23 protein-coding genes and 1 pseudogene are annotated in these 18,301 nt (G+C 71.1%); 12 read left to right on the forward strand and 12 right to left on the reverse strand.

The annotated features are described in order from the left end of the window. The first annotated feature begins 30 nt into the window (after positions 1-30). From BM362_RS34490 to BM362_RS34500, 3 genes are all read left to right on the forward strand, one after another. Complete coding sequence (locus BM362_RS34490) at positions 31-546, forward strand: SigE family RNA polymerase sigma factor (RefSeq protein WP_037809651.1); 516 nt, start codon at positions 31-33, stop codon at positions 544-546. Continuing rightward, the gene (locus BM362_RS34495; protein WP_093576022.1) at positions 543-1,511 is read left to right on the forward strand and encodes a hypothetical protein; all 969 of its coding nucleotides are present in this window, start codon (positions 543-545) and stop codon (positions 1,509-1,511) included. Before BM362_RS34490 ends, BM362_RS34495 begins: the two co-directional genes overlap by 4 nt. Before the next feature lie 286 nt (positions 1,512-1,797). After that, positions 1,798-2,181 (forward strand): PPOX class F420-dependent oxidoreductase, encoded by a 384-nt coding sequence (locus BM362_RS34500; protein WP_093576023.1) that lies wholly within the window; start codon positions 1,798-1,800, stop codon positions 2,179-2,181. A 1-nt stretch (position 2,182) separates the two neighbouring features. Here BM362_RS34500 and BM362_RS34505 read toward each other — a convergent pair whose 3' ends face one another. Together BM362_RS34505 and BM362_RS50785 are read right to left on the reverse strand one after the other, a co-directional pair. Next, positions 2,183-2,527 carry a DUF1330 domain-containing protein gene (locus tag BM362_RS34505; protein ID WP_093576024.1) on the reverse strand — a complete coding sequence of 115 codons (345 nt, stop codon included), beginning with the start codon at positions 2,525-2,527 and terminating at the stop codon, positions 2,183-2,185. A 108-nt stretch (positions 2,528-2,635) separates the two neighbouring features. Continuing rightward, a pseudogene (locus tag BM362_RS50785) lies at positions 2,636-3,247 on the reverse strand (helix-turn-helix transcriptional regulator); the annotation flags it as partial. Positions 3,248-3,280: 33 nt separating this feature from the next. On the opposite strand from BM362_RS50785, the gene BM362_RS34515 reads away from it, so the two are divergent. Further along, positions 3,281-3,571 (forward strand): hypothetical protein, encoded by a 291-nt coding sequence (locus tag BM362_RS34515; protein ID WP_198545202.1) that lies wholly within the window; start codon positions 3,281-3,283, stop codon positions 3,569-3,571. Positions 3,572-3,726: 155 nt separating this feature from the next. On the opposite strand, the gene priA is transcribed toward BM362_RS34515, so the two are convergent. After that, complete coding sequence (gene priA / locus BM362_RS34520; protein WP_067578147.1) at positions 3,727-4,458, reverse strand: bifunctional 1-(5-phosphoribosyl)-5-((5-phosphoribosylamino)methylideneamino)imidazole-4-carboxamide isomerase/phosphoribosylanthranilate isomerase PriA; 732 nt, start codon at positions 4,456-4,458, stop codon at positions 3,727-3,729. 105 nt (positions 4,459-4,563) lie between these two features. Further along, positions 4,564-5,184: an imidazole glycerol phosphate synthase subunit HisH gene (hisH, locus tag BM362_RS34525; protein WP_067577851.1), complete on the reverse strand. Its 621-nt coding sequence runs from the start codon at positions 5,182-5,184 to the stop codon at positions 4,564-4,566. Between the two features lie 130 nt (positions 5,185-5,314). Between hisH and BM362_RS34530 the strand changes: the two genes are divergently transcribed. After that, positions 5,315-5,500, forward strand: coding sequence for a hypothetical protein (locus BM362_RS34530; protein WP_093576025.1), 186 nt, complete (start codon positions 5,315-5,317; stop codon positions 5,498-5,500). A gap of 34 nt (positions 5,501-5,534) precedes the next feature. On the opposite strand, the gene BM362_RS34535 is transcribed toward BM362_RS34530, so the two are convergent. Together BM362_RS34535 and BM362_RS34540 are read right to left on the reverse strand one after the other, a co-directional pair. After that, complete coding sequence (locus tag BM362_RS34535; protein WP_093576026.1) at positions 5,535-6,425, reverse strand: transketolase family protein; 891 nt, start codon at positions 6,423-6,425, stop codon at positions 5,535-5,537. Further along, positions 6,425-7,123, reverse strand: a complete 699-nt coding sequence (locus BM362_RS34540) for a thiamine pyrophosphate-dependent enzyme (RefSeq protein ID WP_067578149.1) — start codon at positions 7,121-7,123, stop codon at positions 6,425-6,427. Before BM362_RS34540 ends, BM362_RS34535 begins: the two co-directional genes overlap by 1 nt. Before the next feature lie 54 nt (positions 7,124-7,177). On the opposite strand from BM362_RS34540, the gene soxR reads away from it, so the two are divergent. Next, positions 7,178-7,639, forward strand: a complete 462-nt coding sequence (soxR, locus tag BM362_RS34545; RefSeq protein WP_037809633.1) for a redox-sensitive transcriptional activator SoxR — start codon at positions 7,178-7,180, stop codon at positions 7,637-7,639. A 500-nt stretch (positions 7,640-8,139) separates the two neighbouring features. Beyond that, the gene (locus BM362_RS34555) at positions 8,140-8,358 is read left to right on the forward strand and encodes a hypothetical protein (protein WP_067577857.1); all 219 of its coding nucleotides are present in this window, start codon (positions 8,140-8,142) and stop codon (positions 8,356-8,358) included. 55 nt (positions 8,359-8,413) lie between these two features. Here BM362_RS34555 and BM362_RS34560 read toward each other — a convergent pair whose 3' ends face one another. Both BM362_RS34560 and BM362_RS34565 read right to left on the reverse strand, forming a co-directional pair. After that, on the reverse strand, positions 8,414-9,229 hold the full coding sequence (locus tag BM362_RS34560) for a class I SAM-dependent methyltransferase (protein WP_067577859.1): 816 nt from the start codon (positions 9,227-9,229) through the stop codon (positions 8,414-8,416). Between the two features lie 70 nt (positions 9,230-9,299). Next, positions 9,300-9,878 carry a TetR/AcrR family transcriptional regulator gene (locus BM362_RS34565; RefSeq protein WP_067577861.1) on the reverse strand — a complete coding sequence of 193 codons (579 nt, stop codon included), beginning with the start codon at positions 9,876-9,878 and terminating at the stop codon, positions 9,300-9,302. Between the two features lie 195 nt (positions 9,879-10,073). Here BM362_RS34565 and BM362_RS34570 point away from each other — a divergent pair, with 195 nt between their 5' ends. The 4 genes from BM362_RS34570 to BM362_RS34580 all read left to right on the forward strand — a co-directional run bounded on the left by BM362_RS34570 (position 10,074) and on the right by BM362_RS34580 (position 14,306). Then, positions 10,074-12,257 carry an MMPL family transporter gene (locus BM362_RS34570; protein ID WP_067577863.1) on the forward strand — a complete coding sequence of 728 codons (2,184 nt, stop codon included), beginning with the start codon at positions 10,074-10,076 and terminating at the stop codon, positions 12,255-12,257. A 45-nt stretch (positions 12,258-12,302) separates the two neighbouring features. Next, positions 12,303-12,956, forward strand: a complete 654-nt coding sequence (locus BM362_RS34575; RefSeq protein ID WP_093576087.1) for a GNAT family N-acetyltransferase — start codon at positions 12,303-12,305, stop codon at positions 12,954-12,956. 421 nt (positions 12,957-13,377) lie between these two features. Then, the gene (locus BM362_RS47850; RefSeq protein WP_157904835.1) at positions 13,378-13,539 is read left to right on the forward strand and encodes a hypothetical protein; all 162 of its coding nucleotides are present in this window, start codon (positions 13,378-13,380) and stop codon (positions 13,537-13,539) included. Then, complete coding sequence (locus BM362_RS34580; protein ID WP_067577865.1) at positions 13,536-14,306, forward strand: SDR family oxidoreductase; 771 nt, start codon at positions 13,536-13,538, stop codon at positions 14,304-14,306. Before BM362_RS47850 ends, BM362_RS34580 begins: the two co-directional genes overlap by 4 nt. Positions 14,307-14,348: 42 nt before the next feature. Here the strand turns inward: BM362_RS34580 and BM362_RS47855 are convergent, their stop codons facing one another. Beyond that, positions 14,349-14,507, reverse strand: a complete 159-nt coding sequence (locus BM362_RS47855; protein ID WP_162836028.1) for a hypothetical protein — start codon at positions 14,505-14,507, stop codon at positions 14,349-14,351. A 17-nt stretch (positions 14,508-14,524) separates the two neighbouring features. On the opposite strand from BM362_RS47855, the gene BM362_RS34585 reads away from it, so the two are divergent. Continuing rightward, positions 14,525-15,262 carry an MBL fold metallo-hydrolase gene (locus tag BM362_RS34585; RefSeq protein WP_067577867.1) on the forward strand — a complete coding sequence of 246 codons (738 nt, stop codon included), beginning with the start codon at positions 14,525-14,527 and terminating at the stop codon, positions 15,260-15,262. A gap of 4 nt (positions 15,263-15,266) precedes the next feature. Here the strand turns inward: BM362_RS34585 and hisB are convergent, their stop codons facing one another. From hisB to hisD, 3 genes are read right to left on the reverse strand one after another with little or no spacing between them, the layout of a single operon-like run. Continuing rightward, on the reverse strand, positions 15,267-15,866 hold the full coding sequence (gene hisB, locus BM362_RS34590) for an imidazoleglycerol-phosphate dehydratase HisB (protein WP_067577869.1): 600 nt from the start codon (positions 15,864-15,866) through the stop codon (positions 15,267-15,269). Next, a complete protein-coding gene (locus tag BM362_RS34595) occupies positions 15,863-16,972 on the reverse strand; it encodes a histidinol-phosphate transaminase (protein ID WP_093576027.1) in 1,110 nt (369 codons plus the stop codon). The genes hisB and BM362_RS34595 overlap by 4 nt, the downstream gene beginning before the upstream one ends. Next, complete coding sequence (gene hisD / locus BM362_RS34600) at positions 16,969-18,294, reverse strand: histidinol dehydrogenase (protein WP_093576028.1); 1,326 nt, start codon at positions 18,292-18,294, stop codon at positions 16,969-16,971. Before hisD ends, BM362_RS34595 begins: the two co-directional genes overlap by 4 nt. Positions 18,295-18,301: the final 7 nt, after the last annotated feature.

Here is an 18,301-nt window from a genome sequence, read left to right on the forward strand (position 1 = left end):
AAGCATCACAACCGGCCCCTCGCGCGTCTGATGATCGTGACGACCGGTTTCGACGATTTCGTGGCGGAACGCCTCGACGGGCTGCTGCGCTACGCGACCGTCCTCGCCGACGACCCGCATCTGGCGCAGGACATCGTGCAGGACGTGCTCCTGCGCGCGCAGCAACGCTGGTCGAAGATCGAATCGCCGCCCACCTACGTCCGCCGGATGATCACCAACGAGTACCTGTCGTGGCGCCGCCGCGCCGCCCGCCGCGTGGTCCCGTCGAACCATACGGTGCTCGATGCGCTCGGGCCGCCGACCGCCGATCCCAGCACCGCCTACGACGAACGCGACGAAATGCTCGCCCTGCTGGCCACGCTGCCGCGGAAACAGCGCGCCGCGGTCGTCCTGCGCTACTACGAGAACTACACCGACGCCGAAATCGCCGATTTCCTCCGCTGCGGCGTCTCGACCGTGCGCAGCCAGATCTCGCGCGCGCTGGCGACTCTGCGCGCCGGGATGCCCTCGTTGCCGGCCGCCCTCACCACCGGAGCAGGAGAATGACCCCCTCGAACGAGACCGAGACGCTGGTGCGCGACAGCCTCGAACGGCTCGCCGAGCGGGCACCGGACGGCAACCAGGTGCTCAACGCGCTCGCGCGGGCCCGGCAACGCCGGCGCCGTCCCCGCCTCGCGCTCGCCGCCGCGGCCGCCGCGGTGATCGCCGTTGCCGCCGGGGTGCCGCTGGTGGTCGACGCGGTCACCGAAGCGCCCGCGCAGCTCACGCCCGCCGCCGGACGGCCGGTGCTCGCGTACACGCCGGGCTGGCTGCCGGACGGCTTCACCGAGCAGTACCGCTCCGGCGGACTCGGGGCCACCGCGCAGGTGCGGCAATGGCAGTCCGGCGCGAGCCGGGTGGAACTCGCGGCGCACTCCACCGCCGATCCGGAATGGGCACAGACCGCACTGCGCATCTCAGCGGTGAGGGACCAGGTCGTGGTGCACGGGCGGGTCGCCATGGTGACCGGCCCGAGCGACACGATCGCCACGCTGACCTGGATGCCGGACAACCGCTATGTGCTGACCGCCAAGGTGGAGGGCGTCCCGGACGCGCGCGAGACAGCCGAGCGAATAGCCGATTCCGTGACCGTCGAACCAGTCCGGGTCCGCGGCGAGGCACGGTTCGGGCCGCTGCCCGCCGGTCTGCACGAAGAAGCCACGACAGTGCGCGGCAGCAGCTCCGACAACGCGACGACGGTGCTCGACGCGAGCGGCCCGAGCGGCAAGGTGCGCGTGACGATCAGCGGCGGTTCCCCGGCGCTCGGCGGATCCGGGCCGGTGCGGGTGCGCGGCCTCCCCGGCGCTTACGTGCCCGCCTCCGGACCGGCCGACGCGCAGGTCACCGTGCGATTGCCGGCCGGGCGCTGGCTGACCGTTTCCGGCCGGTCGCCCCGCGAGCAGCTCGTCGCGGTGGCAGACGGGATCGTGCTCGATCCGGCACCGGAATACGCGTGGTTGGGCACCCGCTGACCACTACCGTGAAGCCCTGCCCGAACTGGGGGAGTCTCGGAGCACGCTTTCGCGAGTGGCGTACACCGTCGGGATCGGCACCGTTCTGGCACCTGGTGCGTCGGGGCCGGCTACCTCGCCCAGCTCACCGCGGGCGAGCAGCTGACCTGCCGGTCGCGCGAACTCATGCCGTGGTCGGGCCTGGGCGTGACGCTGTGGCAGGTCAGCTCTTTCGTGCTGTTTCTCCTCGCCGGATCCGGCATGCCGACCCACTGCCAAGGGCTGCGCCGCCGTCTACCGTAGGGCTATGTCCGAACTGGAGCGTCTCGGCGCCGAGAAGTACGTCTTGCTGACCACTTTCCGCCGCGACGGCCGCGCGGTCCCGACCCCGGTGTGGATTACCCGTGACGGCGGCGAACTGGTCCTGTTCTCCGAACGCAACGCGGGCAAGGTCAAACGGATCCGCAACAACGGCGAAGTCCGGCTGCAAGCCTGCGACGTCCGCGGCCGCCGGGTGCACGGCGCCGAGGTGAACGGCACCGCCCGGCTGCTCGGCACCGCAGGCTCCGACCGCATTCGCGGGGTGATCGCCCGGGACTACGGCCTCGTCGGACGCGTGACGATGTTCTTCAGCCGGCTCCGCGGCGGGCCCGAGCGGACGATCGGGATCGCGGTCAAGCTCGCCGAGTGAGTCACCGGGCCGCTGCACGGAGCCGGGCGCCCATCGCGGCGGAATCGTGGTCCGGCCCGCAGCCCTCGGCCAGGATCACGTCGCCCACCAGGTGGTCGGTGCGCAGGTGCAGGATCTTGCGGTAGGCCGCCGACGCGTACCACTCCTCGGCGGCGGCGAAGCCGGGGAATTCGATCACGACGGTCGCGCCCGGCCAGGCGCCTTCCAGCACGCGCGTCTGTCCGCCGTGGACCAGGAACCGGCCCTCGAACGGGTCGAGCGTCCCCTGGATCAGCTCCAGGTACTCGTAGACCTCGGCGGCCACGGTTCCGGGCTGGCGCAGGTGGGCGATGGCGTAGGCGGTCATGTCCGGCTCCTCGGGTCGATTTCGTTCCTGCCGAGCAATCCTGTCCGTTCCCGGGAATGGAGTCGATTACCTGGCGGGTAATCGACTCAGCTCCCGCCCGATGCGGGCGAGTCCGGCGCGGACCTCGCGATGCCGCCCGAAACGCGACCGCAGCACGGGCAAGTACCGCGCGTCGATCAGCACCGTGGCCGACACGAGCGAGCGCCGCTGCTCCATCGGGCCCACTAGTCGTCCGGCCGCTGCGAAGGCAGGTCCGTGGCCGCCGCCGACATCCGGTCGACGCGGAAAGTCCGTTGTCCCGCAAGCGTTCCAGCGATGAGATACCGGACGCCGTCCTTGTCGGCGAGGCCGTGGGGATCGGCTCACCGGCCTTGCGCCGCCGCACTGGACGAGCGCGGGCGGTTCGCGATCCCCGCCGGACCGGAACGTGGCGAGCAGCGCGCGGACGACAGTTCCGGACCGCCGGGCCCAGCATCGAGAACAACGCCAGGGACTCGGTCGCGCTCAGCCCGCTGAGGCCGGTGCGGGCCCCCGCCGGCGAGCGACCAGCCCCGCCGCGCCCGGGCTGCGGATAAACCGGGATCCCAGGCGCCGCCAACGCCTCCAGGTCGCGGCGGGCCGTGGCCACGGAGATCTCCAGTCCTCGGCCAGTTCGGCAGCGGTCACCCGGCCGCGGGCCTGGAGCAGCAGGACAGCAGCGACGAGACGGTCAGCGCGCACGGGTTCGATTCTCTCCGGCAATGTGCTCAGAAGATGAGCACATTGGCGAAGAAGCTAGTCCCGCAACTCAGAGATGCTTCGAGGCGCTGGTACGCCGACCTTCTCGGCGTCGCGCCGTACCTGGAGTGGCGCATCGGCGACTACCAGCACGAATTCGGCATCATCCACAGCTCGTACACCACCAGCGAACTGTCCTGGACCGCCGATCTCGCCAGCGTCGGGCAGCCCGCGGGCGCGGTCGTGTTCTGGCACGTCGAGAACGTCCCCGCGGCACCCGTGAGGCAACGTTCTTGCTCTCGCCGACGCCGTGGCGTGACGGACTGACCCGCCGCCGCGACGATTCGGCCTACACCCAGCGGTACCCGCCACGACGGCCGAAAAGCCCGTGGTCACCGCGAAATCCCGCCCGAGCCCAGCTGCCGCGGAGGGCGGGCCGCAGTACCGGCGTGATTTCCGTTGCTCGCCAACGATTCCGGCGGTCAGCGGACGGCGGCGAGAGCCTCCGGCAAAGTAAAAGCACCCGCGTACAGGGCCTTCCCGACGATCGAGCCTTCGACGCCGTCCGACGCCAGCCCGGCGAGCGCGCGCAGATCGTCCACACTGGACACTCCGCCGGAGGCGATCACCGGTGCGTCGGTGCGGGCGGTGACCTCGCGCAGCAGTTCCAGGTTCGGGCCGCGCAGGGTGCCGTCCTTGCTCACGTCGGTGACGACGTACCGGCTGGCCCCGTCGCGGTCGAGCCGCTCCAGGACCTCCCACAGGTCGCCGCCGTCGGAGGTCCAGCCGCGCGCGGACAGCCGGTGCCCGGCCTCGGTGATCCGCACGTCGAGCCCGATCGCGACGCGGTCGCCGTATGCGGAGACGACCTTCGCCGTCCAGTCCGGGTCCTCCAGCGCCGCGGTGCCGAGGTTGACCCGGCGCGCGCCGGTGGCGAGCGCCGCCTCCAGCGACGCGTCGTCGCGGATGCCGCCGGACAGCTCCACCTGCACGTCGAGCCGTTTGACGACGTCGGCGAGCAGCTCGCGGTTGCTGCCCTTGCCGAACGCCGCGTCGAGGTCCACGAGATGGATCCACTCGGCGCCGTCGCGCTGCCACTGCAGCGCCGCCTCAAGCGGGCTGCCGTAGGAGGTCTCGGTGCCCGCCTCGCCCTGGACGAGTCGGACCGCCTGGCCGTCGGCAACATCAACTGCGGGAAGGAGCGTGAAAGTCACGCGCACAGCCTAAGCGGCGGGGCCGGGCGCACCTTCCGGGGGATGCTTGGCGCCTCGCGAGTGCTGATCCCGGTTCTCACCGGGGTGACCACTCACGAGGGTTGCTCAGAGCGTGCCCAGCCAGTTGCGCAGCAGCTGCGCCCCCGCGTCCCCGGACTTCTCCGGGTGGAACTGGGTCGCCCACAGCGGCCCGTTCTCCACCGCCGCGACGAAGTCCTCGCCGTGGTTCGCCCAGGTCACCCTGGGCTGCTGCCCGGCGAGACCGGAGTCCAGTTCCCACTTCCGCGCCGCGTACGAGTGCACGAAATAAAACCGTTCGCCGGCGTCGATCCCGGCGAACAGCTGCGAATCGGCGGGCGCGCGGACGGTGTTCCAGCCCATGTGCGGGAGCACGTCGGCGTGCAGGCGCTCGACCGTGCCCGGCCATTCGCCGGTGCCTTCGGTCTCTTCGCCGTGCTCGACGCCGCGCGAGAACAGGATCTGCATGCCGACGCAAATGCCCAGCACCGGGCGTCCGCCCGCCAGCCGTTTGCCGATGATCCGGTGCCCGTGCACGCCCAGCAGCCCGCTCATGCACGCCGAGAACGCGCCGACGCCGGGCACCACGAGGCCGTCGGCTTCGAGCGCGGCATGCGGGTCGGCGGTGACTTCCGTCTCGGCGCCCGCGCGCGCGACGGCGCGTTCGGCGGAGCGGAGGTTTCCGGAGCCGTAATCGAGGATCACCACACGAGACACAACCCGAGCCTAGCCTCCCGGGCAATTTCGTTCCGAGCCCGTTTCGTTCTCGCCCCGAACGGGTATCCACCAGGCTGTGTGCGGGTGCCGCCGGCACCCCCGGACCCGGGAAGAGGACGAAATGTCCGAGTCCGATCTGCTCTGCCGGATGTTCCAAGCATGGCGGGAAGACATCGACAGCGTGCCGTTCCCGCAGTTCAGGGAGCTGACCATCCCGCTGCAGAAGACCCGCGCGGAGATCGACCGCGCGCGCCGGTCGACCGCGCGCACGGCGAACCCCGTGCGGCGCGCCGACAGCGGCTGGTGACCCCGGGCGGTCGCCCGCTGCCCGAAGTGCCTCCTCATCCGGTGAAGAATTCCTTGAGGGACAGCGCGATCGAACCCGCGTCGAGCCCGTGCACGAGATCGTGGTCGGCGAGCGTGCCGTAGATCCGCACCTCGGCGTCCCGGCGGGTGCCAAGGTTCAGCAGCCGGTGCGGCCGGTCCGCGAGCGCGTCGGCGACGCAATGCGCGGAAGTTCCCTTGAGATACGGCTCCACCAGCGCCACGTCGGCCACGCCGGGCACCGCGGCGCGCAGCCCCTCCGCGTCGAACGGGCGCACCGTCGAGGTGTAGAGCACCGTCACGTCCATGCCCTCGGCCGCCTCCAGCACCCGGTCCAGCATCGGCCCGACCGCGATCACCGCGCCGCGCGTGCCCTGGCGGATCGTCTGGAGCCCGACGCCGAGGTGCGGCTCGGAATTCTCCTGTGCGGACAACCGCAGGTAGGTCCGGCTGTCCCCGGGCACCGAATCGAGCAGCAGCCGCCGCGCCTCCTCGGGATGGCCGGGCACGTGCACATACCAGCCGGGCAGGGAATCGATCAGCGCGACGTCCCCGGGAGCCTGATGCGTGCGGCCCTCCATCGGCATGTCGTAGGAAGCGCCGTAGGACACCAGCACCGCGCCGAGTTCCTGGTGGCTGAGGTCCAGTTTGATCTGTTCGAACGCGCGCTCCACGAGGAACGCGTTGAAGGTGTGCACGATCGGCCGCAGCCCGGCGAGCGCGAGACCGGCACCGGTGCTCACCAGCAGCTGCTCGCGGATCCCGACGTTGATCACCCGGTCCGGATGCCGTCGAGCGGCCTCGGCGAGCGCCGCGGCCGAGATGTCGGCGAGGACGATCGCGACGTCCTGGTCGGTGTTGACGATTTCTTCGGCGGTGGCCAGGAAGGTGTCCCGCATGTTCGGCATCAGTGCGCGCCTTTCGGTTCCACGACGGCGACGACCGCGAGCGGCCGGCCCGGATGAGGGGTGGTGAACGCGTCGTACAGTGCTTCGTGGTCTCGGCCGGAGACCGTGCGCACGGCCCAGCCCTCGGTTTCGAAGCGGCGCGCGATGCCGCCTGGCCAGCCGTGCGTCGAGGACTGGTTGTCCACGACCACCGTGGTCAGCGTGCCGAGCCCGAGCCGTGCGGCGACGGCGATCGCCTCGTGGTTGGAGCCTTCGTCGAGTTCGGCGTCGCCGACCAGGGTGACGATGCGCGAACGGAACCGGCGGGCGCGCAGGCCGAGCGCGGCGCCGACGGCGATCGGCAGGCCGTGCCCGAGCGAACCGCTGGAGATTTCGACGCCGGGCGCGCGGACGCGGTCCGGATGGTGCCCGAGCCGCGAACGCGCCGAACTCCAGCCGGCGAGTTCGTCCTCGTCCAGCCAGCCTTTCGCGACGAGCACCGCGTAGTACGCCATCGGCCCGTGCCCCTTGGACAGCAGGAACCGGTCGCGCCCTGGTCGCCGGGCGGTCTCCGGGCCGAGGTCCAGCACCCGGTCGAACAGCACCCACAGGACGTCCACTGTGGACTCCGCGGCCGCGTGGTGTTTGTCGTCGCCGGTCATCAGCGAGATCAGCCGGGGCAGGTCCGCGTAACCCGGCTCGTGCGTGGTCGTGGTCATGGCCTCGACCATGCAACCTCGACCAAACTGAAGGTCAAGCGCTAACCTGAAGCAATGACGAGGTTGGCGGACAAGCTGAGCATCGGCCAGGTCGCGGAACGCAGCGGAGTCCCGCACACGGCACTGCGGTTCTACGAGGAGCGCGGCCTGATCACGTCCGAGCGCTCGGCGGGCAACCAGCGCCGCTACGCGCGTTCGGTGCTGCGGCGGATCGCGTTCATCCGCGCCGCGCAACGGGTCGGGCTGTCGCTGGAGGACATCAGCGCGGCGCTGGAGACGCTCCCCGCCGACCACGCGCCGACGAAGGCGGACTGGGCCCGGCTGTCGCGCGAGTGGCAGACCGAACTCGACGCCCGGATCGACGCGCTGCAGCGGCTGCGGGACCGGTTGACCGGATGCGTCGGCTGCGGATGTCTTTCGCTGCGCAGTTGCGGCCTGTACAACGCGGACGACGAACTCTCCCGGTTCGGGCCGGGGGCCAGCAAGCTCCGTCCCGTCCTGGAGGGCGGCATCTGAATTCCGGCGCGCGCCAGCGCTTCGGTGTGGGTTGCTACGGACGGAAACGAACGAGAAAGATCGAACCCGGGTATCCCAGCGGCTGTCCCGGCACCCGCGCCACGGCCCCGGCGGGCTCGGCCTCACCCTCTCCTTCTGAAGGAATCGGTTCCCGTCCGCGAACTGCGGCAGACAGCGGTTCGCCTTTGGCGAGACAGAGACGTTGATCCGCGCCAGCCAGGGGCACAGCGTCCGCGTGGATCTGGAACTGCCGGACGCGCCGCCGCCGGAAATCCTCTTCCCCGGGACTGCGCCGGTTGAAGCGGCACGCGGAGCTTTTGCCGGCGACCCGCGAGACGGTGCGGAAGTTCGCGGCACGGGAAACCGGTCGCGCTGACGGTGACGGCCGGGGAATGGCCGCGCGGGCACGGGTTTCAGGTGAGCGTTTCGGCGATTCCCGCCGAGTTTCTGGCGGTGTCCGAGTAACGCATACTGAGCGGGTCGCGCCGAAGGAGGTGGCTATGCCGGACTACACGATCGTCCAGTGCGGCCAAGGCCACTATTTCTCCACGATCTGGCTGCCCTTGGTGTCGTTCAAGGCGGTCCGGCTCGGCGATCGCCGGTTGCAGCGCTGCCCGGTGTGCCGCCGTTTCCGCTCCGTCGTCCGGGTTTCCGCGGATCAGTTGAGCGCCGAAGAACTGCGCGCCGCCGAAGCGCTGAAGGACTCCCGGCTGCCGTAACCGGTCGCCTCAGCGAGTTTTCCCGGGAGCGGGCGCGGGCGTTGCGGAGGGAGCCTCAGCCGGTTTCGGTGACGCGGCACAGGATTTCCCCGTGCGGGATCGAGAACCAGCCGTCCGGGTCGGCCGCCCACGCACGCCACGCGGCGGAGATCTCGCGGAGGTCTTCAGCGGACGCGTGCCCGCCCGCCACGGCCTGCTCGGCGATCTTGGAATCCAGGATCCGTTCCGCCCACATGCCGCCCCACCACGCGCGTTCCTCCGGGGTGGAATGGCACCAGATCGAGGCGCTCGGCGTGACGTCGCGAGCGCCGGCGGCGTGCGCCCAGGCCAGCAGCCGCCGCCCCGCGTCCGGCTCGGCGCCGTTGCCGTGCGCGACCGCGCGGTACACCTCCAGCCAGCGGTCCAGCCGCGAGTCCGCCGGCCACCAGAACGCGGCGGCGTAGTCGGTGTCGCGAGCGGCGACCACACCGCCGGGCTTCGCCAGCGCCAGCATGTGCCGCAGCGCCGCCACCGGTTCGGTCAGGTGCAGCAGCACCTGGTGCGCGTGCACGACGTCGAACCGGCCGGCTGGCGGGGCCGCGGTGATGTCGGCGCGTTCGAACCGGACGTTGGACACTCCTTCGCTCTGCGCGTGCGCCCGCGCTTGCTCCAGAACGGCGTCCGACACGTCGATGCCGACGACCTCGCCCGGGGCCACCCGGCGGGCGAGGTCGACCGTGATCGTCCCGGGCCCGCAGCCGACGTCCAGCACGCTGCGCCCGGGAAGCAGCTCCGGCGCGAGGTAGGCCGCCGAATTGTCGACGGTTCGCCAAACTTGCGACCGTACAACGCTTTCCGCGTGCCCCTGCCCGTAAGCGCGATCCGAAGACATGCTTCGAGGTTAAGAGCCTCGTCCCAGATACTGCAACAGAATTCTCAGCAATTGAGACGCGGGCGGGAGGTCAGCAGACCCGGCGGCGCGGCCTGCCCAGCAGCCGCCTGCCTACGCCGATCAGCTCCTGGCGCAGCGTTTCGTCGTCCACCTCGGCCAGATCGGGCGCTCCGCCCGCCATCGCGATGCCGGTGAACGCCACGATCGCCGCCACGCGAGCGGTCACGTCCGGCTCCGGCCCGCCGGCCACGATCGAGATCAGCGCCTGTTTGAACCCTTCGACGCCGTGCCTCGACTTCGCGAGCGCCGCGTCGATGCCCGGATCGCTGGAGAACAGCGCGACCAGCACCCGGTGCCGCACGACGAGATCGACGAAACCGTCCAGCAGATGGTCCACGCGCGCACCGTGGCGGCGGTGCTTCGCCGCCTCGACGACCAGTTCGTCCAGTTCCCGGATGCCCGGTTCCGCGACCGCCTCGGTGATCTCCGACTTCGTCTTGAAGTGGTAGTACACCGCGGCCTTGGTGACGCCCAGCTCGTCGGCGATCATCTGCAGCGAGGTGCCCTCCACGCCGTGCTCCGAGAACAGCCGCAGCGCAGTGGCGAGCAGCCTGGTCCGGGTGTCCGCGACCGGTTCGACGGTCGTCATCGCGCCCTCCTCATCGAGCGGAGTGCGCTGCTCCGCAGCACATCATGGTACTTGCCGAGCGACTAGCCCGAAACTTGCCGTGCGGCTAGTCACATCCTAGCCGATCGGCTTGGCAGCCCCTTGCCGAACGGCTAGCTTCGAAAGGGCGATTCCCAGTGCGGAGAGCCCGCTTCGGGCGCGAAACGGAGACGACTCGTGGCACCCTTCCTGTACCGGCTCGGCAGGCTGTCGTTCCGCCGCCGGGCCCTCGTGGCGGCGGTCTGGGCGCTTGTCCTCGCGGCGGTGGGCGCGGGCGCGCTCACGCTGTCGGGCAAGCTGTCCGATTCGGTGACCATCCCGGGCACCGAATCCCAGCAGGCGATCGACCGGCTGGCCGAGCACTTCCCGCAGGCCGCGGCGGGCGGCGGCACCGCGCGCGTGGCGATCGCCGCCCCGGACGGGCGCCAGGTGAGCGACCCGGCGGGCCAGGCAGCCGTCGAGTCCGTGGTGGGCAAGCTGAAGTCCGCGCCGAAGGTGGCCGCGGTCGTCGACCCGTTCCAGGCGAAGTCGGTCTCCCCCGACGGCCGGGTCGCGCTCGCGCAGGTGAGCTACCAGATCAAGGGCTTCGAACTCAGCGACAGCGACCGCCAGGCGCTGCTGGCCACCGGCGATCACGCCAAGCAGCTGGGCTATCAGGTCGAGTACGGCGGCGACGCGGTGCAGGGCATCCCGGCGACCGGGGCCACCGAAGGGCTCGGCGTCGCGGTCGCGGCGGTCGTCCTGATCATCACCTTCGGCTCGCTGCTGGCCGCCGGGATTCCGCTGCTCACCGCGCTGGTCGGCGTCGGGGTCGGGATGGCGGGCATCATGCTGGCGTCCGGTTCGATGGAGCTGAACTCCAACACTCCGGTGCTGGCGTTGATGATCGGGCTCGCGGTGGGCATCGACTACGCGCTCTTCATCGTCTCCCGTTATCGGCACGAACTAGCCGAGGGCCGCGAACCCGAGGAAGCGGCCGGCCGAGCTGTCGGCACCGCTGGCTCCGCCGTGGTGTTCGCCGGGCTCACCGTGATCATCGCGCTCGCCGGGCTGACTGTGGTCGGCATTCCGTTCCTCGGCCAGATGGGCATCGCCGCCGCGGCGACCGTCGTGATCGCCGTGCTGATCGCGTTGACGCTGCTGCCCGCCGTGCTCGGTTTCGCCGGCGCCCGGGTCGCCAGCACCAAGATCCGCGTGCGCCGCCGCTCCGAAGGCCCGACACACGGCGAACGCTGGGCGCGTTTCGTTGCGCGGCACCGGGTTCCGGTGCTGCTGACCGCGCTCGTCGGACTGGCCGTGGTCGCGATTCCCGCTTTGAGCATGCAGCTCGGCCTGCCCAACGACAGCACCGCCGCGCCGGACACCACCCAGCGCAAGGCGTACGACCTGGTCAGCAAGGGCTTCGGCGAGGGTGCGAACGGACCGCTGCTGGTCGTCGTCGACACCGGACCGAACCACAACCCGGCCGCGCTGAAGCAGGCCGCCGCCGACATCGGCAAGCTGCCGGACGTCGCCGCGGTGACGCCGCCGAAGGTCAACCCGGCCGGGGACACCGCGGTGCTCACGGTGATCCCGAAGAGCGGCCCGAGCAGCACGCAGACCGAGGACCTCGTGTCCGCGATCCGCGCTCAATCCGAGCCGCTGCGGGAAAACACCGGCGGGAGCCTCGCGGTGACCGGCCAGACCGCGGCCAACATCGACGTCTCGCAGAAGCTGTCGGACGCGATGCTGCCCTACCTCGCGCTGATCGTCGGGCTGGCGTTCCTGTTGCTGATGCTGGTGTTCCGGTCGGTCGTGGTGCCGTTGAAGGCGACGCTCGGATTCCTCGGCTCGGTGGTCGCGACGTTCGGCGCGGTGGTCGCGGTGTTCCAGTGGGGCTGGCTCACCGATCTGCTCGGCGTCGCCTCGACCGGCCCGATCATGAGCATGCTGCCGATCCTGCTGATCGGCGTCCTGTTCGGGCTCGCGATGGACTACCAGGTGTTCCTGGTGACCCGGATGCGCGAGGAACACGTGCACGGCGCCGAGCCGCAGGAAGCGATGGTGACCGGATTCCGGCACGGGGCGCGCGTCGTCGTGGCGGCCGCGCTGATCATGATCTCGGTGTTCGCCGGGTTCGTGCTGGCCGAATCGACGCTGATCCAGTCGATCGGGTTCGCGCTGGCCTTCGGGGTGCTGGTGGACGCGTTCGTGATCCGGATGACCATCGTGCCCGCGGTGATGTCGCTGCTCGGGCGAGGCGCGTGGTGGCTGCCGAAGTGGCTGGACCGGATCCTGCCGAACGTGGACGTGGAGGGCGAGGGCCTGGTCCGGGAACTCGGCACTCCCGGCGACGACGAACGCGAGCTGACCCGGGTCTGACTATTTCCGGTGCTTTTCGCCGGTGCCGGTTCGTACCCTGATCGCATGATCGAGGAAACGGTACGGGCCTGGGTGGCTGGATGGGCGCTGTCGCGGGCGACGCCGGTGCCGATCGAGCAGCCGTGGGGGCTCTACGTGGAGGTGCCGGGCAATCCCGCGGAAGCGGGCAGGCATGTCCTGCCGGAAGCCGAGGAATCGCTGGTCCGCGCCGCCGCCGGGGCGGTCAGCGAACCTCGGACGTGGCTGAAGACGCTCGCCGAACCGGAGACGATCGAGCCGTGGCTCCCGGACGGCTGGGTGGTCGGCTGGGAGCACACCGGGCATCTGATGGCGACGGATCTGCTGGCCACGGACCCAGTGGCACCGGAGGGTTACACGGTGACCGTGGAGACCAGCGGGGCGGTCACGTTCTTCCGGGTGCTGGACGCGGCGGGCGAGCAGGCGGCGAAGGGCCAGATGGCAGTGGTCGGCGACGCGGTGGTCGTGGACCGGGTGGCGACCGAGGAGGCGCACCGGCGGCGCGGCCTTGGCGGCTTGGTGCTGCGCACCATCGCCGACCGCGCGCTCGGCGAAGGCGCGGTGTTCGGCGTTCTCGCGGCCAGCGATGCCGGACGTGCGCTGTATGAGACGTTGGGCTGGAAGAAGCACTCGACGCTGTCCGCGGGCATCTATCAGCCGTTGGCGACCGCCGTTTCCTAGACCAGCGCGCATGATCCGGCATCGGCGGGGTACGCGAGCCGGGCGGCTACGGCCGGTGCCGAGGGAAGAAGCCAGACCTGGCAGGTCTGCGTTGCGGGCTGGTGCCGGTGCTCGTGTGCAGGCGCATCGAGGCGGTATGCGGCCGGGCCGGTGGCGCGCCGATTCCCGCTCCGCGATGCGGACGGGAGATTGGTGGCGCGGGCTTCGGGGCCGTCTCTCAGCGAGCGGGATTCGCCTCAGCGATCCGGACCCGCGCCGCGACGAGCGGGACCGAACAACACCAACCTCACCAAACCAAACCCCCGTGGCTGCGCGGGCGTTCGCGCGGGTCGTCGCTGCCGAAGCAGGCCGCCCAGGTGTCGTCGCGGTCCGTGTTCCGGATACCGTGCCGGGCGAGGAGTCCGACAGCAAGGAGCGAAGCATGGGACCTCGCGTGCCGAGTCTGCGCGGCAGGCGGCCGGGCGGACGGGCGGCGGCATGTCCGGACTTCGCCCTCGGCTCGTTCCGGATCGGCCGCGCCGGAGCGGGGTCCCGGCTGTGGCGCCCGGCCCGCGCCGCCGGAGTTTCGGAGGCGCCGCGATGAGCCACCCGGTTTTCGATGTTCGCGGGAAAGTCGCCCTGGTCACCGGATCCAGCCGCGGCCTCGGAAAAGCGTTCGCCCACGGCCTCGCCGAAGCGGGCTGCGTCGTCGTCCTCAACGGCCGGGACCCGGCCGCGGTGGACGAAACCCGCCGGGCGATGGTCCGCGACACCGGCGCGACCGTGCTGGCCGAAGCGTTCGACGTCACCGATCCCGATGCGGTCGCCGCCGGCCTCGACCGCATCGAACGCCGCGCCGGCCCGCTCGACATCCTCGTCAACAACGCCGGCGTGCAGCACCGGGCCCCGTTCACCGAATTCCGGACCGAAGACTGGCACCGGATCCTGGAAACCAATCTCAGCAGTGCGTTCCTCGCCGGCCGGGAGGCCGCCCGCCGGATGACCGCGCGCGGCCGCGGGAAAATCGTGAACATCTGCTCGGTGCAAAGCGAACTCGCCCGCCCCGGCATCGCGCCCTACACCGCGGCCAAAGGCGGGCTCAAAATGCTCACCAAGGGCATGTGCGCCGACCTCGGCCCCTCCGGAATCCAGGTCAACGGCCTCGCCCCCGGATACTTCGACACCGAACTGAACGCCGCGCTGGTCGCCGACGACCAGTTCAGCGCGTGGATCCGGACGCGGACCCCGGCCGGGCGCTGGGGCAGGGCCGAGGACCTCGTCGGCACGCTGCTGTTTCTTTGCTCGCCCGCGTCGGATTTCGTCAACGGTCAGATCGTCTGCGTCGACGGCGGGATGACCTCCGTCCTGTGAGCCGGGGCTCCGCCGGTTTCCGGGACCGGACGCGGTCGGCGCTCAGCTGACGAGCCAGGCGATGGCCCCGCCGATCGCCAGCACCGCCGCGATGCCCAGCACCACGGCGAAAAACTTCGCGGTCTTCCACAGCGAGTAGACCCCGCCGGCCAGGAAGCCGCCGAGGGCCAGCAGCAGGACCGCGATCAGCTCTTTGCTCACAGGGGTTAGCGTGCCACATGGCTTTCACCGTGACGGTACTGGGCAGCGCGACGCCGTACCCGCGCCCGGACGCCCCGTGCTCCGGGTACCTGGTGCGCCACGAGGACACCGCGGTCTGGCTCGACGCCGGGCCCGGCACCCTCGCTGCCCTCCAGGAACACGTCTCGCCGGCGGAACTGGACGCGATCTGGATCTCGCATCTGCACGCGGACCACGTCGCGGATCTGTTGCCGGCGGTGTACGCACTGTTGTTCGCGGATCTGCGCCCGCGGCGGCCGATCCCGCTCTACGGCCCGCCGGGGACAGCGGCGCGGATCTCCGCGTTCCTGAGCAACACCGGCCGCGCGCCGATCGAGGAGGCGTTCGCCGTCCGGGAACTGCACGACCGGCATCGGACCCGGGCCGGCGGGCTGCGGCTGGAGACGGTGGCCGTGTCGCACGGGTTTCCGGCGTTCGGGGTGCGGATCACCGACGGGGAGCGGACTTTCGCGTACTCCGGGGACACCGGGCCGTGCGCGGCGCTCTCGGCGTTGGCGAAGGGGACGGATCTGTTCCTGTGCGAGGCGGACAGCATCGAGCCGTCCGCGGAACACCTGACTCCGGCGGAAGCGGGCCGCGCGGCTGCCGGAGCCGCACGGCTGGTGCTCACGCATCTGGGCCACACGGTCACCGCACGCGACGCGGTTCGCCTTGCCGCCGAACACTTTCCCGGTCCGGTGGCTTACGCCGCGCCGCGCACGGTGTTCCGCGTGTGAACCGCTAAAGCACGCCCTTCGTGGACGGAATCCCGCCCGCCCGCGGATCCGGTTCCGTGGCCGCCCGCAACGCCCTCGCCACGGCCTTGTACTCCGCCTCCGCGATGTGGTGCGGGTCGCGGCCGTGGATGACCCGGACGTGCAGGGCGATCTGCGCGTGGAACGCCAGCGAGTCGAAGACGTGCCGGGTCAGGACGAACGGGTAGTTGTTGCCGATGGCGAAGGCGTTGAACTGCTCCGGTTCTCCCACGTGCACGCAGTACGGCCGGCCGGAGACGTCGATCGCGGCGTGCGCGAGGGTTTCGTCCATCGGGATCCACGCGTCGCCGAACCGGCGGATGCCGCTCTTGTCGCCGAGGGCCTGGCGCAGCGCCTGGCCGAGCACGATCGCGGTGTCCTCGACGGTGTGGTGCGCGTCGATGTGGACGTCGCCGGTCGCGTCGACCTTCAGGTCCAGCGAGCCGTGCACGCCGAAGGCGGTGAGCATGTGGTCGTAGAACGGCACCCCGGTGGCGATCTCCACCTGCCCGGTCCCGTCGAGGTCCAGCTGGACCAGGATGGACGATTCCTTGGTGGTGCGCTCCACCTTGCCGACGCGGCTCATCGCTGGACTTCCTTGCTCGCTTCGAGGAAAGCGTCGTTCTCTTCCGGGGTGCCCACGGTCACCCGCAGGTGCCCTTCGATGCCCACGTCCCGGATCAGCACGCCGTGGTCCAAATAGGACTGCCAGCTGGCCGCCGCGTCGCCGAACTGTCCGAAGAGGACGAAGTTGGCGTCGCTCGGCACCGGGGTGAATCCCAAGCCCAGCAAGGCTTCCACGACGCGGTCGCGTTCGGCGGAGAGCCGGTGCACCGACGCGAGGGTGGCGTCGGCGTGCCGGAGGGCGGCGCGGGCGGCCGCCTGGGTGAGTTCGGAAAGGTGATAGGGCAGCCGGACGAGCTGCAGCGCGTCCACGATGGCCGGCGCGGCGGCGAGATAGCCCAGCCGTCCGCCCGCGAAGGCGAACGCCTTGCTCATCGTGCGCGACACGATCAGCTTCGCCGGGTACTCCGCGATCAGCTCGATCGCGCTGGCCTGCGAAGAGAACTCCGCGTACGCCTCGTCCACCACGACGATCCCCGGAGCCGCGTCGAGCACGCCGCGCAGCTGCTCCAGCGGGATCGACCCGCCGGTGGGGTTGTTCGGGCTGGTCACGAACACGATGTCCGGCTTCCGCTCGGCGACCGCCTTGGCCGCCTGCTCGGTGTCGAGCGAGAAGTCCGCGCGGCGCGGCACCGGCAGCCAGTCGGTGCGCGTGCCGGTGGCGATGATCGGGTGCATCGAGTACGACGGCTCGAAGCCCAGCGCGGTGCGCCCGGGACCGCCGAACGCCTGCAGGATCTGCTGCAGGATCTCGTTCGACCCGTTCGCCGCCCACACGTTGGCCTCGGAAAGCACGACCCGGGTGGACACGGTGAGGTAGTCCGCCAGATCGGTGCGCAGCGCCACCGCGTCGCGGTCCGGGTACCGGTGCAGCGACGCGGCTTCGGCACGCACGGCCTCGGCGACGTCGTCGACCAGCTCGGGCGGCGGCGGGTACGGGTTTTCGTTGGTGTTGAGCCGGATCGGGACGTCCAGCTGCGGCGCGCCGTACGGGGTGCGGCCCCGCAGGTCTTCGCGCAGCGGGAGTTCGGCGAGGGTGACCTCGCCGCCGGGGGTGGCTTCGGTCATCGGCCGTCTCCTTCGAAACGTGCGGTGACGGCTTCGCCGTGCGCGGGCAGGTCTTCGGCTTCGGAGAGCGCGACGACGCGGGGGGCGATCTCGCGCAGGGCGTCCTCGGAGTAGTCCACGACGTGGATCCCCTTCAGGAAACTCTGCACCGACAGGCCCGAGGAATGCCGGGCGAACCCGCCGGTGGGCAGCACGTGGTTCGAGCCCGCGCAGTAGTCGCCCAGCGAAACCGGGGCGTACGCGCCGACGAAAACCGCCCCGGCGTTGCGTACCCGCGCGGCCACTTCGCGGGCGTTCGCGGTCTGGATTTCCAGGTGCTCCGCGGCATACGCGTCCACGACGCGCAGTCCGTCGTCCACAGTGGACACCAGGATGATGCCGGACTGCTTTCCGCCCAGCGCCTGGCCGACCCGCTCCGAGTGCTTCGTCGCGGGAACGCGCGCGGCCAGCTCTGCCTCGACCGCTCCGGCCAGCTCTTCGGACGTGGTCACCAGGACGCTCGCGGCCAGCGGGTCGTGCTCGGCCTGGCTGATCAGGTCGGCGGCGACGTGCGCCGGGTCGGCCGTCTCGTCGGCGAGGATCGCGATCTCGGTCGGACCGGCCTCGGAGTCGATGCCGATGACGCCGCGGACCAGGCGTTTGGCCGCGGTGAGGAAGATGTTGCCCGGACCGGTGACGATGTCCACCGGGGCCAGTTCGGCGCCGTCGGTGTCGACGCCGCCGTAGGCGACCAGCGCGACCGCCTGCGCGCCGCCGGCCGCCCAGACCTCGTCCACGCCGAGCAGCGCGGCCGCGGCCAGGATCGTCGGGTGCGGCCGCCCGCCGAACGCGGCCTGCGGCGGCGAGCACACGACCAGCGAGCGCACGCCGGCCAGCTGCGCCGGGACGACGTTCATCACCACGGTCGACGGGTACACCGCCAGCCCGCCCGGCGCGTACAGGCCGACGCGGTCGACCGGCACCCAGCGCTCGGTGACCGTGCCGCCGGGGACCACCTGCGTCGTGACGTCCTGGCGGCGCTGGTCCGCGTGCACCTTCCGGGCGCGCTTGATGGACTCCTCCAGCGCGGCGCGGACCTGCGGGTCCAGCTCGGACAGTGCCTTCGACAGCTCCTCGGCGGGCACCCGGACTGTCTCCGGGCGCACCTTGTCGAACCGCTCGGTGAACTCAAGGACCGCTTCGACCCCGCGGTCTCGCACCGCCTCGACGACCGGCCGGACCTGATGCAGCGCCGCGTCCACGTCGTACTCGGCGCGCGGAAGCGCGGCACGGAGCTCGGCAGCGGAGGGGACCTGCCCGCGCAGGTCGGTGCGGTTCAACATGGACACC

The sequence above is a fragment of the Amycolatopsis rubida genome (assembly GCF_900115345.1).
In the GTDB taxonomy this organism is placed as follows: domain Bacteria; phylum Actinomycetota; class Actinomycetes; order Mycobacteriales; family Pseudonocardiaceae; genus Amycolatopsis; species Amycolatopsis rubida.

Excerpts from the sequence above, each read along its gene's own strand:
- BM362_RS34505 (WP_093576024.1), bottom strand. The coding sequence starts at position 2,527 with ATGACCGCCTACGCCATCGCCCACCTGCGCCAGCCCGGAACCGTGGCC.
- BM362_RS47850 (WP_157904835.1), top strand. The coding sequence starts at position 13,378 with ATGGGACCTCGCGTGCCGAGTCTGCGCGGCAGGCGGCCGGGCGGACGG.
- soxR (WP_037809633.1), top strand. The coding sequence starts at position 7,178 with ATGACGAGGTTGGCGGACAAGCTGAGCATCGGCCAGGTCGCGGAACGC.
- BM362_RS34535 (WP_093576026.1), bottom strand. The coding sequence starts at position 6,425 with ATGCCGAACATGCGGGACACCTTCCTGGCCACCGCCGAAGAAATCGTC.
- BM362_RS34595 (WP_093576027.1), bottom strand. The coding sequence starts at position 16,972 with ATGACCGAAGCCACCCCCGGCGGCGAGGTCACCCTCGCCGAACTCCCG.
- BM362_RS34500 (WP_093576023.1), top strand. The coding sequence starts at position 1,798 with ATGTCCGAACTGGAGCGTCTCGGCGCCGAGAAGTACGTCTTGCTGACC.
- BM362_RS34560 (WP_067577859.1), bottom strand. The coding sequence starts at position 9,229 with ATGTCTTCGGATCGCGCTTACGGGCAGGGGCACGCGGAAAGCGTTGTA.
- BM362_RS34585 (WP_067577867.1), top strand. The coding sequence starts at position 14,525 with ATGGCTTTCACCGTGACGGTACTGGGCAGCGCGACGCCGTACCCGCGC.
- BM362_RS34540 (WP_067578149.1), bottom strand. The coding sequence starts at position 7,123 with ATGACCACGACCACGCACGAGCCGGGTTACGCGGACCTGCCCCGGCTG.
- hisD (WP_093576028.1), bottom strand. The coding sequence starts at position 18,294 with ATGTTGAACCGCACCGACCTGCGCGGGCAGGTCCCCTCCGCTGCCGAG.
- BM362_RS34575 (WP_093576087.1), top strand. The coding sequence starts at position 12,303 with ATGATCGAGGAAACGGTACGGGCCTGGGTGGCTGGATGGGCGCTGTCG.
- BM362_RS34555 (WP_067577857.1), top strand. The coding sequence starts at position 8,140 with ATGCCGGACTACACGATCGTCCAGTGCGGCCAAGGCCACTATTTCTCC.
- BM362_RS34565 (WP_067577861.1), bottom strand. The coding sequence starts at position 9,878 with ATGACGACCGTCGAACCGGTCGCGGACACCCGGACCAGGCTGCTCGCC.
- BM362_RS34515 (WP_198545202.1), top strand. The coding sequence starts at position 3,281 with ATGAGCACATTGGCGAAGAAGCTAGTCCCGCAACTCAGAGATGCTTCG.
- BM362_RS34580 (WP_067577865.1), top strand. The coding sequence starts at position 13,536 with ATGAGCCACCCGGTTTTCGATGTTCGCGGGAAAGTCGCCCTGGTCACC.
- BM362_RS34490 (WP_037809651.1), top strand. The coding sequence starts at position 31 with ATGATCGTGACGACCGGTTTCGACGATTTCGTGGCGGAACGCCTCGAC.
- hisB (WP_067577869.1), bottom strand. The coding sequence starts at position 15,866 with ATGAGCCGCGTCGGCAAGGTGGAGCGCACCACCAAGGAATCGTCCATC.
- BM362_RS34530 (WP_093576025.1), top strand. The coding sequence starts at position 5,315 with ATGTCCGAGTCCGATCTGCTCTGCCGGATGTTCCAAGCATGGCGGGAA.
- BM362_RS34495 (WP_093576022.1), top strand. The coding sequence starts at position 543 with ATGACCCCCTCGAACGAGACCGAGACGCTGGTGCGCGACAGCCTCGAA.